This is a genomic window from Algibacter sp., assembly GCF_049667265.1.
Classification (GTDB): Bacteria; Bacteroidota; Bacteroidia; order Flavobacteriales; family Flavobacteriaceae; genus Algibacter_B.
Genome location: NZ_JBATHX010000326.1, coordinates 1 through 12,872, shown reverse-complemented (window position 1 = coordinate 12,872; position 12,872 = coordinate 1). Strand labels below are relative to the sequence as shown.

Genomic DNA, 12,872 nt, shown 5'->3' with positions numbered 1-12,872 from the left:
AATCTAAAAGCGCCATCTTTAAAGGCATCTAACATAATTTGTTCTTCTGGTACACCACCTTCAGGAAAAATACAAATGCTAACACCTGTTTTTAACCTGCGCTGTGCTCTCAAAAAAACGGCCTGTCTACTTTTTGCAGAACTTCTATCAACCAAAATACAAGTACGCTTATAAAAGAACCCAAAAAGAGGAATTTTGGCCAGTTCAGCCTTACCAACAAATACAAATGGGTTTTTAACCGAAACCAACATCAGCATAATATCAGCCATAGAAGTATGGTTGGCTATAAACATATAACTTTTATCTTTATCAAGGGTTTGTTCTCGATCAATTCTATAGGCAAATCCCATGCCTATTAAAATAAACTTTGCCCAGAATCTGGCAATCTTAAAAAAGTATGGATACCAAGCTTCCTTTGCAATAGAAACTAGAAGTATTGGGAAAAGTATAAGTATTGGTAATGCTACAAGGATATAAAACCATATGCGATATAATCCCCAAAATATATATTTAAATACTTTCATTCAGCCAAAAATACATAATTGTATTGAGGTATACCTAAAGTGAATAGTTTTTAGAAAATTTTGACGCAGATAGTTTTTTATTTATCAAGGCACAAATTTTAAAATATAGCCATAGCTACATTTTAAAATTTTAACGAAGAAAAAGAGAAAAATATCAAGTAAAAAAATCGAAAATTTATTTGTTTTTAGTATTTATTATTAAAACGTTTACCTTTGCTTTTGGTTTTATGAAATTGAATACTAATTAAAGAGATTCCTGCCTTTGCGGGAATGAAAAGATGGCAAGAATACTAACAGGCATACAAAGTACAGGAACACCGCATTTAGGAAACATTTTAGGTGCTATAATGCCAGCTATAAAAATGGCTGAAAACCCTAAAAACGACTCGTTTCTATTTATAGCAAACTTACATACATTAACTCAAATTAAGGATGCAGAAATATTACGTGAAAACACCTACTCAACTGCTGCAACCTGGTTGGCTTTTGGGTTGGATATAGAAAAAACGGTGTTTTACAGACAAAGCGATATTCCACAGGTTACTGAACTTGCTTGGTATTTAAGCTGTTTCTTCCCTTACCAGCGATTAACCTTAGCACATAGTTTTAAAGACAAAGCCGATAGGTTGGAAGATGTAAACTCTGGTTTGTTTTCTTACCCAATGCTTATGGCTGCCGATATTTTATTATACGATGCGGAAATTATTCCCGTTGGAAAAGATCAGGAACAACACATTGAAATGACACGCGATGTCGCTTCTCGTTTCCATGCTAAAGTTGGAGAAACTTTTGTTTTACCTAAGGCAGAAGTACAAAAAGACACCAAACTTATTCCGGGCACGAATGGTGGAAAAATGAGCAAGAGTCAAAATAACACCATCAACATATTTTTAGACGATAAAAAACTGCGCAAGCAAATAATGAGTATCGAAACTGATAGTACGCCACTTGAAGAACCAAAAGATTGGAGTACTTGCAACTGTTTTGCTATTTACAGTTTATTAGCCAATGATACTCAAATTTCTGAAATGAAAGCCAATTACGAAAATGGTGGTTATGGATACGGACACGCAAAACAAGCCTTATTTGAATTGATTGTTTCCACTTTTTCTGAACCTCGTGAGCGCTATAACTACTACATGAGTAACCTACCTGAAATTGATAAAGCTCTTGCTGTTGGGGCAGAAAAAGCGACAATAATTGCTAATGGTGTTTTAAAACGAGTTCGTGATAAAATTGGATACTAGATTAACAAAAAACATAGTATTAGTTCTTTTTCTTGCATCAATAATGCCTGTTTTTGCACAGATAAACTTTTCCCCTAACAAGAAAATATATGTTAAGGGTAATTCTGCTTTAATTGGAAATAATATTCTTAGCACCAGTTCAAAAAAAGCCATTGATGATAATTCCGTAAATGATTTTAACGAGTTAAAATTCATTGATGTTGACGATGATTCGAATACGTTTTCCTCAAGCCAAGCTAGTCTAAAAATACTTGAAGCCGATGCCGAAATAGAATATGCAGCATTATACTGGAGTGCTATTTACAAATATGATGAAGGTTGGAAAGAGGTTGTAAGTATCAAAAAAAAAGGGAAACACTATAAAAAATACGTTTATAAAGGAAATGACAAACGGGCGTTAGATGTAAATAATATTTTATTTAAAACTCCAAATAACAATTATGAAGCTCTAAATGGACAAATAATTTTTGATGAATTTGATGATGAAGAAGCTTACCCAAATACTAAGCCTTACGTTTGTTATGCAGATGTCACTTCCCTTTTAAAAAACAATACCAATTTAAATGGCACCTATACGGTTGCTAACATGAAAGCCACTCAGGGCTTTGTTTCTGGGGGTGCTTCTGGCGGATGGCTACTATACATTGTTTATAAATCAGAAACCGCTACTCCAAAATATTTTACATCCTACAATGGGTTTGTTGATGTATTTAAAAAACCGGTAGACATTCGTTTTAATGATTTTAAATCGCCCGAGGAAGGCAGTATAGAAACCTCAATATTAATTGGAGCATTAGAGGGTGATCAAAAATTCAAATCAGATAAATGTTCCTTTTTTAATTACCAAAACAACACTTACATTCCACTATTCAACAAAATAAGACCCAAATTCAATTTCTTTAATAGTACTATTTCTATAGGTGATTCTATTTTTTCAGATAGAAATCCAAACAGCAAAAACACGTTTGGTTTTGATGCTTTAAAAATTAAATTACCAAATGAAAATAATCATGTGATTTCTCATAATGTTTCGGAAGCGACCATTCAATTTAATAGTAAGGCAGATATGTTTTATCTGTTTTTTGTAGCCTTTGAAACTGAAATATCTCCCATTTACATATCTGTTAAAGAAGATAAAAACTCCATTTTAGTTTTGAATAACAACAAGGATGAGAGTTTAAATGAGGACGTTTTGGTAGAAGAAGTGATTGATGAAGACCTTGAGAAAATTAAAAATTTAAAACCTATATTAATTCCATCCATCGAAAAAGGATATTATTTGGTAACCAATATATTTTCGAAAAAAACCAATGCTGCAAATTGGACAAACTATTTAAAAGACAAAGGTTACACGCCTTTATCGTTTGTTAATCCTGAAAATAACTGGACCTACATTTATTTAAAAACAGACCCAGACCCCAATATCATTTATCAAAAACAAAAGGATCTTTTAAAACTTAATGATTTTAAAGACATTTGGGTTTTACGGATAAATATTTAAGAGATATCTAATTTCATTTATAAGATTCCTGCCTAAGCAGGAATTTGTTAAATAACCTCAAACAACTTGCCGGGAAGTGGCCTAATCACGCCCTTTAATTCCATATTTAATAAAAAACTTGCTACTTTAAATATGGGCAATTCGCAATTAATAGCAATCATGTCCAATTGTTGTTTTTCGTTTTCTTTTAAATAATTATAAATGATTTTTTCGGTGGCGTCCAACTCGACAAATAATTGTTTTTGGATTACTGGTTTTTTATCATTTTCTAATTCCCATCCCAGAATATAAGGCACATCCAAAGGTGTTGTTAACATGTGGGCTTTTTGGTGTTTTATCAAATTATTACAACCCATACTTTGGGTGTCTGTAATGCGCCCTGGAACAGCAAAAACATCGCGATTATAAGAATTGGCAATATCTGCAGTTACTAAACTTCCTCCTTTTTCAGCAGATTCAATAACTATGGTGGCTTCACTCAAACCCGCAATAACCCTATTACGTTTTAAAAAATTATTTTTATCAAAAGCATCTGTACTCCAAAAATCAGAGAAAAAACCACCATTTTTCTCCATATCAACCATATATTTTTTATGCACTTTTGGATAAATTTGATCTAGTCCATGGGCTAAGCACGCTACAGTTTGCAAATTATGTTTCATAGCTGCTTTATGAGCCGTGATATCAGTTCCGTATGCAAACCCCGAAACAATTATGGGGTTGTATGGTACTAATTGTTCCACCAATTTTTCGCAAAACGCAATTCCATTTGTAGTAATTTTTCTGGCACCAACTATGCTAATAATGTGTTTTTTCTTTAAATCTATGTTCCCAGTTTGAAACAGTAAAATGGGACCATCAATACAATGTTTTAATTTTTCCGGATAATTAGAATCTTGAAAAAAAGAAACTTCAATATGATTTTCTTTAATAAATTCAATCTCTTTTTCGGCTTCTTTTAAATGATGAGTTTTAAACAAATCGCTAACTGTAACGCTTCCAATACCCTCAATTTTTAGAAGATTTTGCTTCTTTTCTGTTAAAACTGCTTCCGCAGACCCACAATGCGAAATGAGCCGTTTTGCGGTAATATCGCCAATATTTGGTACATGTTGAAGCGCTAATGTGTAAAGCAAATCATTTTCAGTCATTCTAAGTATCTAATAATTAAACCGCAATAAAAGAATTTTTACATTGTTAATAAATAGTTACGCCCAAATTTTATTAGAAAGTTCATTTTTTTAACTTTGTTTCCATGCAATTAGAAACCTACATAAGCGATTTACTCTATAGATATGAGTGTGTTACCATCCCTGAGTTTGGTGCTTTTTTAACCCAACGTGTATCTGCAACTATCGAAGCGACGACAAATACCTTTCATGCACCAAAAAAAGTAGTATCGTTTAATGAGCAAATTCAACAGAATGATGGTTTATTGGCACATTATATTGCCGATGTAGAAAAAATACCTTTTGAGCTTGCAAACAGAAAAATTGCGAAACGTGTTAAACTTTTAAAATCTTACTTAACGCAAGGCGAAACACTTACTTTTAAAAATATTGGTGATATTGTTTTTAATGATGAAGGTAAAATTTTATTTGAACCTACTTATCATTTAAATTATTTAACCGATTCATTTGGCTTATCAGAATTTGTCACACCAACTGTAACGCGCGAGGTTTACAAAAAAGAAGCCGAGGCTATTGAAAAAGTTATTCCTATTGCTATAACGCCAGAAAAACGTCAATCAAAATCATATTTAAAATATGCTGCTGTAGCTTTAATAGCCTTAACAATAGGTGGTTTTGGTGCTTCTAAATATTATGTAAATCAGATTGAAACGCATAATCAATTAGCCCAAAGACAAGCAACACAACAGTTAGACTCTAAAATACAACAAGCTACTTTTAATTTAAATCCATTTCCAGCAATTACTTTAAACGTTACCAAACAAACTGGTAATTACCATATTGTTGCAGGTGCTTTTAGAGTTGAGGGAAACTGTGATAAAAAAGTAAAACAACTGAAATCAGATGGTTTTAGCGCTAGAAAAATTGGCGCCAATAAATACGGTTTACACCAAGTTGTTTATGCAAGTTACGAAGGCAGAATTGATGCCTTAAAATCATTGCGAAATATCAAAAAAACGCATAATAGCGATGCTTGGTTGCTAGTTAAAAAGTTAGACTAGTTATTAAATAATTACTTCTTTAATAATCAATACCCACTTGGCATAAAATATAGCAAGTCGACTCATTCTTTTTGAATCTAAATGCCTTGTTTATAAATTCCGTAACTAGGCTATGCAATTTAATCACAGCGTTTTTACGTTCAAAAATAACTTTGTCTTTAATGCTATATTTTATAACCAAATTGGTATAACTTTGCCACATCAAAATTTTAAGATGCAAGCAAAGACTCCCGAACAATCAAAAACAATCATGACCGATATGGTTTTACCTGGTGAAACCAATCCTTTAAATAATCTATTCGGTGGCGAATTGTTAGCGCGAATGGATCGCGCTGCAAGTATTGCTGCCAGGCGCCATTGCAGACGTATTGTAGTAACCGCATCTGTAAATCATGTTGCTTTTAATCGTGCTGTTCCGCTAGGAAGTGTTGTTACTGTTGAAGCTAAGGTGTCTCGCGCCTTTAAAACCTCTATGGAAGTGTTTATTGATGTTTGGATAGAAGACCGCGAATCTGGTGCCAAAACCAAAGCCAACGAAGCTATTTATACCTTTGTAGCTGTTGATGAAACTGGGCGACCAATTGCTGTTCCTGAGGTGGTTCCAGAAACCAATTTAGAAAAAGCACGTTTTGAAGCCGCATTACGCCGAAAACAATTAAGTCTGTTATTGGCGGGGAAAATGAAACCCCATGAAGCTACAGAGTTAAAGGCTTTGTTTGATTAATGTAATAAAAATTTGGTAACCTGCCTGCCGGCAGGCAGGTTACCACGAGGGTCGGGCTTTACTTTACAAGTCCTCCCGCCTCCTTCGACGGGCTGCGGGCTTTTATTAATGCGTTTCTATTTTATATTAAAGAATTCATGAACATAAATGTTTCTCTGCAACTCCTAAGACAAAGGCGGAACTTCAATAGAATAATTGTAGTTTAATAAGATCCTGAAACAAGTTCAGGATGACAAACTAAACTTTGTCACATTTTATAAATCCAACTCGCAGGGTTTTCTGTAGATGTTCCTTTAGATAGTGTAAAACTCAAAATCGTTTCTCCATTAGATGGATTTGTAAAAACCTCACCAATAACCTGTTTAGTTTTTACTTTATCCCCTTTTTCCACATACACTTGAGATAAGTTTCTGTATAGTGTCAAGTAGTTCCCGTGGCGAATCATGACAATAGGATTTACGTTTTTCATCTTCAAAATCTCACTCACTTCACCATCAAAAACCGCTCTAGCTTTTGCTCCTTTTTCAGTTGCAATACGCACACCATTACTTTTTATGGTTAACGATCTATCAATTGGGTGTGGTTGTGTGCCATATCCTAAGCGCACAAAACCTTTCTCTACAGGCCAAGGTAATTTTCCTTTATTGGATATAAAGTTTGAAGCTAATACTTCTTCTTCGGCAGTTAATGCAAAAGTTTTAGAACTTGTCGTTTTCCCTGCTTTTTTATTCGAACTAGCAATAGCGGCCTCAATAATACGGTTAATTTCCCGATCAATCTTGTCAGCTTCGCGTTGCTTTTCTTTTATTTGAGACGCATATTTCGACAAATTTTTATTTATAGATGCCATTAACGATTGGTGTTCCTTCCGTTCTGTTTCCAAAGACTTTTGAACCACCCTGTTTTCAGCAATCAGTTTCTTTTTAGCTTCTTGTTGCTTTAATAAATTTGAATTAGTCTCTTGAAGCTCTACAGTTTTCGTTTTAATAATTTCACCTTGCTGCTTCTGGTGGTCCGAATATTGTTTGATGTACTGCAACCGTTTATACGCTTGTTTAAAATTATCTGAAGACAATAAAAACATGATCCTACTTTGCTGATTTTTGCTTTTATAGGACTTGACTATCATGGCAGCATAATCATCCTTTAACAGCTTTAATTCAACTCTTAAATCGGCTATTTTGTTCTGGTTCGAACTAATTTCGCGAGTTAGTAAGTTAGCTTGCTGGTTAGTTACTTTTATAAGGTTGGAAAGCACACTAATTTTATAATTGAAATCTTCAATTAAAGATAATTCAGATTTTGCTTTGGATTTGTTTTCGCTTCGTAGCTCGTTAATTTTTTGAATTTCTCTTCGCAGTTCTTGTCGGCGAGATTCTAATTGTTTTTGCTTATCACTTTGTGAAAACCCAAAACTACTGAACAACAAAAAACTCAGAATAAAAATAAGTTTATATGTAGGCGCGCTCATTTTCATTAAAGCTGAATTTCTTTAAAACCTGATGGTATTTTAAACGGAAAACGCAAGTCTTCGTTTAAAGATACATTCTTCATTTCTAATTCTACAATCGTTTCCTCGGCGGCCTCAATAGCAATTACTTTAATTAATTCAGGGATAATTTGTTTTTCAACATCTTGATAGCTTAAATAATCAATTTGCAAATGCCGAAACTCCCTAGGCTGTGAAATTTGTTGCGACTTCACTTTAAAATTTGATGGATTTAATAAAAAGAATATTTCGAATAAATCGCGCTGATTTTTTGGTTGCACAATATATGTGCCTTCATCAACAGACGCCTTATAATCGCCAGAATTCATGGCATACAAGGTTTCACCTAATAATAGATTCTGGACTTTATTAAAATCTAATGTCGTGCCCAACAAGTCACTTAAATACTTATAATCGCCATCAAAATAAGTATTATCTAGCTTATTATAAAAACTCACTTTTTCTGGCGTTACCAAGGCTCTAATAACCGAAAACGTTGCATTTATCCAGATGGCTTCGTCCTTTTTAGCTCTAAAATTAACTGTGTGCGACTGGGTTTTTCCTTTTTGAGTAAAGGTGATTTTAAGTCTAGATTGCAACGTATTAAAAACGGCAGCTTGTTTTGCGTTTTCTTTTATTAATTGTTTGGTAGGCAAATTATAATTGGCGTCACCAGAACTTATTGTTTTGGCCGATTTACAATTAAAAAACATGAATAAAACGAAGCCTAAAGTAATTTTTAAAAATTTATACATCAATTTGGGGATTGTATTTGTTTTGCCTTATCAATAAACGCTTTTGCCTTTGCAGTATTGTTTAGCAAGGTATATGCTTTACTCATTTGATTGTAAAAATCGGCTTCCATTTTAGTGTCTTCAATAATATAATCTAAACCAGTCTCTAAAGATTCAATTGCTTCTTTTGGCTCGTTTAATTCATTTAAAGCAACGCCATTAATTAAATATAAAACAGGCTGCGATGGGTATGTTTCAAGCGCCTCACCACTCTTTTCTTTAGCTATATCGTACTTTTTTAAATCTAAATATAACAGCATAACATTTCGTAAAACTCCAAAATTGTTGGGTTCTAATTTCAATGCTTCTTCAAAATTTTCTAAAGCTTTTACCTTATCATTTTTTGCTAAATAATATTGGCCCAACTCCTCCATAGACTTGCTATTATCAGCATCGCTAACCAAAGCTGTAGCCTCCACTAAATCTGCTTCGTAATCCGGATTTTCCTTAACAAAATTCACGAAATCTTTAAGAACTTTCAGCTTGGCTTCAGGTTTTATTTCTAAACTTTTCACCACAATTTTCATCGATTCAATGGCCTTTTCAGCATCGTCTTCATCTAAATAAAACTTGTATAAAGCCAAATGTACTAATTGCGAATTCGGATTTATTTTTAACAGTTCTTTAGCCGTTTCAAAAGCTTTTTCCTTTTCATTGTTCTCGCTGTAGCGAAAAATAAGTGCCAGATAATTGGATTCTTTTTCTGGATTGTTTTCAACGCGGGTTTCTAAATTCTCAATCTGATCTTTTTTACGACCCGTAGCTTCATAAATTCGATTTCGCGTTAAATCTCTGCTTACGGAAACGCCGTATTCAGCATCCAAGGCATCCAGAATTTCCAAAGCGTCATCATACTTTTTGGTTTTAACATATAGTGCCGCCAAATCTTCCTTATAATCCGGATGAAACCTAACCAATTGCTTAATGGTTTTTATCGCCTTATCAAGCTCATTTTGCGAAGCATAAAAACCGTAAAGTTCATCCAAAAACCACTCGTTATCTGGGTCTTTATCAACTGCTTTTTTCAAAGCGTCCTCTGCAGCTCCAAAGTTTTTAAGTTTATTATAGCTTTTACCCAATTCAAAATATAAAACAGGTACCGAATTATCAATTTCAATGCATTTTTCAAACGCTTCGGCGGCCCTATCAAAATTCTCAATGCCTTTTTGTTTCAAAGCCTCGTAAAATAGCTCTTGGAACTTATCTTCATTAACACCCAAATCATCATCAGGTGTTTTATTAAAATCTACTTGCGCATAGTTTATCTGCGGAAGCAAAAGCGTTCCGAAGAAAAAAAATAAGATGTAGATGTTTCTTTTCATTAAATATTATTTGGGCGTTACCACAAGGGTCGGGCTTTACGCTGCAATCCCTAACGCGAACAGCCGAAATTTAAACATATCGACAGATTTAAATTCTATTTATAACTCAAATTTATAAGATTCCTGCCTTCGCAGGAATTATTCTAATACAGAATAATCACCAATACTGATGCTTGTAAACTCGCCATTATACTTAACGTTATTACCTATCATAGCATTGTTTAACTTGGCATTTTTAATTTCAGAATTGGTTTGAATTAAACTATTCTCAATGGTTGAATTTTCAATAACTGTGCCATTTCCAACCGAAACAAAAGGTCCAATTGTTGTATTTTTAAGCACCACATTTTCACCAATAAAACAAGGCTCAATAATTTTTGAATTCTCCAATTTAGCTGAATTTGCCACTAATTGCTCTTCTCCATCCGCTTTTAAAAACCCTAACATACGTTGATTGGTTTCTATGGTGATTTCTTTATTTCCACAATCCATCCACTCATCAACAGTTCCTGTTTTGAAAATTTTACCTTCCGCCATCATGCGTTTTATACCATCATTAATTTGGTATTCGCCGCCATTCATTATGTTTTCATCTAAAATTTCTTGTAGTTTTCCTTTTAAAACGGCCACATCTTTAAAATAGTAGATGCCAATTACGGCTTGATCAGACACAAAGGTTTTTGGTTTTTCTACTAACTCAACTATTTCTTGATTAGCATTTAATTTAACCACACCGTATGCTTCTGGGTTATCCACTTGTTTTGTCCAAATTACACTATCTGCTGTTGGGTCTAAATCGAATTCAGCTCTTATCAAAGTATCGGCATAAGCAATTACTGCAGATCCCGAAAGTGACGGTTTCGCGCACATAATCGCATGACCAGTTCCAAGCGGTTTATCTTGGCGGTAAATAGAAGCTTTTGCGCCTAAACTTTTGGCTAAATCTTCTAATTTAGAAACCACATCATCATCAAACCACGCTGGATCGCCTAAAACAAAGGCAATTTCTTCAATAGGTTGTTTTAAAACTTTAGCTATATCTTTTACCAAACGGTGAACAATAGGTTGTCCCGCTACTGGAATTAATGGTTTTGGTACGGTTAAACTGTGTGGTCTTAAACGAGAACCCCGTCCTGCCATTGGTACTATTATTTTCATACAATTGCCCGCGAAAGCGGGTACCTTTTAAATTAAACTTTATTCCTGTAAAAAAAGGAACCTCTTTATTTTATTCTCTTAACTTATTCAAATTTAAATTCCAGTTGATACTTAAATCAGTCCAACTAGGATTCATATCCTCTATTAATTCAATCTTCCATTCTCTCTTCCATTTCTTAAGCTGTCTTTCTCTTTTTTCAGCCTCACTTCCATTTTCAAATTCTTCAAAATAAACTAATTTATCACAATTATATTTCGCGGTAAAAGATTTTGGGTACACTTTTAGCCTATGCTCTTTTACTCTTTCTTCAATATTATCAGTTACTCCAATATACAAAACGCCGTTTGGCTTGTTCGTCATGATATAGACATACCCCTATTTCATCTTTATCGACTATGAGATTCCTGCGTTCGCAGGAATTTATTTTACACCAGTACTCCCAAAACCACCTTCGCCTCTATCGGTTTCAGACAAAACTTCTACTGCTTCCCATTCTGCACGTTCATGTTTTGCAATGACCAATTGTGCGATACGCTCTCCATTTTCAATGGTGAATTTTTCGATTGATAAATTAATTAATATCACCCCAACCTCTCCTCTATAATCAGCATCAATGGTTCCTGGAGCATTAAGCACCGTAATGCCCTTTTTAGCAGCTAAGCCGCTTCTTGGCCGTACTTGCGCTTCAATGCCAATTGGAAGCTCTAAAAATAAGCCAGTAGGAACAATGGCGCGTTCCATTGGCTTCAATGAAATACTTTCGGTGATATTTGCTCGTAAATCCATACCTGCGGATGCAATAGTTTCATAATGCGGCAAATCGTGACTGGATTTATTTATGATTTTAATTTTCATTTTTTTAAAAATATCTTTTTCAAGGTGGTACTTTCTAACTTGTAAACTAGTCCCAAAAATAAGGAAAGTAACAGAACACCAATAATTAAATTACGTTTAAATATGTAAAAAGAAAGTATTGAAAATACTATTGAAATTACCAAGTAAAATACAATTCTTCTTATATCATAAGGTATTGGATAATGTTTTCTTCCAAAATAGAAAGATAAGAACATCATAGTTCCATAAGCTAATAAGGTGGCGACTGCCGAGGCTACATAGCCATAATATGGAATGAAAAAATAATTAATAATAATGGTTAATATCGCCCCAACAAATGAAATATATGCACCAACTTTAGTTTTATCTGTAATTTTATACCACACAGAAAGATTATGATAAATTCCTAAAAAGAAACTTGCTAATACAATAATGGGGACAATTGCCATAGCCTCCCAATACGCTTCATTTTGAATAAAAATCACTTTTAACACATCCGCAAAAACAACTACAGCCAATAAAATTACGCTTCCTAAAATCACAAAATAATTAGTTATTTGAGCATAGGCCTTTTGCGGGTTTTCTGATTTAGAATGACTAAAGAAAAAAGGCTCAATGCCCATTCTGAAGGCCGTGGCAAAAAGGGTCATAAACAACGCTAGTTTGTAACATGCGGAATATTTTCCTATTTCGCTATCGGCAATATTTTCTGGAAGCAATTCTGAAAGTAATACTCTATCAAAAACTTCATTAATTGTAAAAGCAATTCCGGCTAGCATAACAGGCATGCTGTATTTTAGCATTTTTCTCCATAAAACTGAATCAAAAACATAAGTGGTTTTAAGATACAACCCAAGCATCATTACAAGTGTTATAGCACTTGCAATTAAGTTTGCAATAAATATGTATGAGATTTCAAAATCTGGCCGGTAAAGGCTACCAAATACAGATTCTGGATTATTTTCTGCCAATCCTGGTAAAATCAATAACAAACAAATGGTTAGACCTAAATTAATGGCAACATTTGTAATTTTAACAATAGCATATCGCATGGGCTTTTCAGTTGCCCTTAACCATGCAAACGGAA

At 33.8% G+C, this 12,872-nt stretch carries 13 protein-coding genes; 4 read left to right on the top strand and 9 right to left on the bottom strand.

Annotated elements, in window-relative coordinates:
* Positions 1–524 (bottom strand): lysophospholipid acyltransferase family protein (locus tag WBN21_RS11590; RefSeq protein ID WP_424200441.1); only part of this gene is annotated, 524 nt, incomplete at its 3' end.
* Positions 525–802: 278 nt separating this feature from the next.
* On the opposite strand from WBN21_RS11590, the gene trpS reads away from it, so the two are divergent.
* Both trpS and WBN21_RS11580 read left to right on the top strand, forming a co-directional pair.
* Positions 803–1,771, top strand: coding sequence for a tryptophan--tRNA ligase (gene trpS, locus WBN21_RS11585; RefSeq protein WP_424200439.1), 969 nt, complete (start codon positions 803–805; stop codon positions 1,769–1,771).
* Positions 1,752–3,272: a hypothetical protein gene (locus WBN21_RS11580; protein WP_424200437.1), complete on the top strand. Its 1,521-nt coding sequence runs from the start codon at positions 1,752–1,754 to the stop codon at positions 3,270–3,272. The genes trpS and WBN21_RS11580 overlap by 20 nt, the downstream gene beginning before the upstream one ends.
* A gap of 47 nt (positions 3,273–3,319) precedes the next feature.
* Here the strand turns inward: WBN21_RS11580 and dprA are convergent, their stop codons facing one another.
* A complete protein-coding gene (gene dprA / locus WBN21_RS11575; RefSeq protein ID WP_424200435.1) occupies positions 3,320–4,423 on the bottom strand; it encodes a DNA-processing protein DprA in 1,104 nt (367 codons plus the stop codon).
* Between the two features lie 104 nt (positions 4,424–4,527).
* Between dprA and WBN21_RS11570 the strand changes: the two genes are divergently transcribed.
* Together WBN21_RS11570 and WBN21_RS11565 are read left to right on the top strand one after the other, a co-directional pair.
* Complete coding sequence (locus WBN21_RS11570) at positions 4,528–5,463, top strand: SPOR domain-containing protein (RefSeq protein WP_424200433.1); 936 nt, start codon at positions 4,528–4,530, stop codon at positions 5,461–5,463.
* Between the two features lie 214 nt (positions 5,464–5,677).
* A complete protein-coding gene (locus WBN21_RS11565; RefSeq protein ID WP_424200431.1) occupies positions 5,678–6,187 on the top strand; it encodes an acyl-CoA thioesterase in 510 nt (169 codons plus the stop codon).
* A 247-nt stretch (positions 6,188–6,434) separates the two neighbouring features.
* Here the strand turns inward: WBN21_RS11565 and WBN21_RS11560 are convergent, their stop codons facing one another.
* From WBN21_RS11560 to WBN21_RS11530, 7 genes are all read right to left on the bottom strand, one after another.
* Positions 6,435–7,664 (bottom strand): murein hydrolase activator EnvC family protein, encoded by a 1,230-nt coding sequence (locus WBN21_RS11560; protein ID WP_424200429.1) that lies wholly within the window; start codon positions 7,662–7,664, stop codon positions 6,435–6,437.
* Positions 7,664–8,431 carry a DUF4292 domain-containing protein gene (locus tag WBN21_RS11555; RefSeq protein WP_424200427.1) on the bottom strand — a complete coding sequence of 256 codons (768 nt, stop codon included), beginning with the start codon at positions 8,429–8,431 and terminating at the stop codon, positions 7,664–7,666. Before WBN21_RS11555 ends, WBN21_RS11560 begins: the two co-directional genes overlap by 1 nt.
* Positions 8,431–9,792, bottom strand: a complete 1,362-nt coding sequence (locus tag WBN21_RS11550) for a tetratricopeptide repeat protein (RefSeq protein WP_424200425.1) — start codon at positions 9,790–9,792, stop codon at positions 8,431–8,433. Before WBN21_RS11550 ends, WBN21_RS11555 begins: the two co-directional genes overlap by 1 nt.
* Positions 9,793–9,930: 138 nt before the next feature.
* Positions 9,931–10,950, bottom strand: a complete 1,020-nt coding sequence (locus WBN21_RS11545) for a sugar phosphate nucleotidyltransferase (protein ID WP_424200423.1) — start codon at positions 10,948–10,950, stop codon at positions 9,931–9,933.
* 70 nt (positions 10,951–11,020) lie between these two features.
* Positions 11,021–11,314, bottom strand: coding sequence for a GIY-YIG nuclease family protein (locus WBN21_RS11540; protein WP_424200443.1), 294 nt, complete (start codon positions 11,312–11,314; stop codon positions 11,021–11,023).
* Between the two features lie 57 nt (positions 11,315–11,371).
* Complete coding sequence (gene dut / locus WBN21_RS11535) at positions 11,372–11,806, bottom strand: dUTP diphosphatase (RefSeq protein WP_424200421.1); 435 nt, start codon at positions 11,804–11,806, stop codon at positions 11,372–11,374.
* On the bottom strand, positions 11,803–12,872 hold a 1,070-nt coding region (locus tag WBN21_RS11530; protein WP_424200420.1), incomplete at its 5' end, for a lipopolysaccharide biosynthesis protein. The genes WBN21_RS11530 and dut, both read right to left, overlap by 4 nt.

Excerpts from the sequence above, each read along its gene's own strand:
- trpS (WP_424200439.1), top strand. The coding sequence starts at position 803 with ATGGCAAGAATACTAACAGGCATACAAAGTACAGGAACACCGCATTTA.
- dprA (WP_424200435.1), bottom strand. The coding sequence starts at position 4,423 with ATGACTGAAAATGATTTGCTTTACACATTAGCGCTTCAACATGTACCA.
- WBN21_RS11570 (WP_424200433.1), top strand. The coding sequence starts at position 4,528 with ATGCAATTAGAAACCTACATAAGCGATTTACTCTATAGATATGAGTGT.
- WBN21_RS11565 (WP_424200431.1), top strand. The coding sequence starts at position 5,678 with ATGCAAGCAAAGACTCCCGAACAATCAAAAACAATCATGACCGATATG.
- WBN21_RS11560 (WP_424200429.1), bottom strand. The coding sequence starts at position 7,664 with ATGAAAATGAGCGCGCCTACATATAAACTTATTTTTATTCTGAGTTTT.
- WBN21_RS11555 (WP_424200427.1), bottom strand. The coding sequence starts at position 8,431 with ATGTATAAATTTTTAAAAATTACTTTAGGCTTCGTTTTATTCATGTTT.
- WBN21_RS11550 (WP_424200425.1), bottom strand. The coding sequence starts at position 9,792 with ATGAAAAGAAACATCTACATCTTATTTTTTTTCTTCGGAACGCTTTTG.
- WBN21_RS11545 (WP_424200423.1), bottom strand. The coding sequence starts at position 10,950 with ATGAAAATAATAGTACCAATGGCAGGACGGGGTTCTCGTTTAAGACCA.
- dut (WP_424200421.1), bottom strand. The coding sequence starts at position 11,806 with ATGAAAATTAAAATCATAAATAAATCCAGTCACGATTTGCCGCATTAT.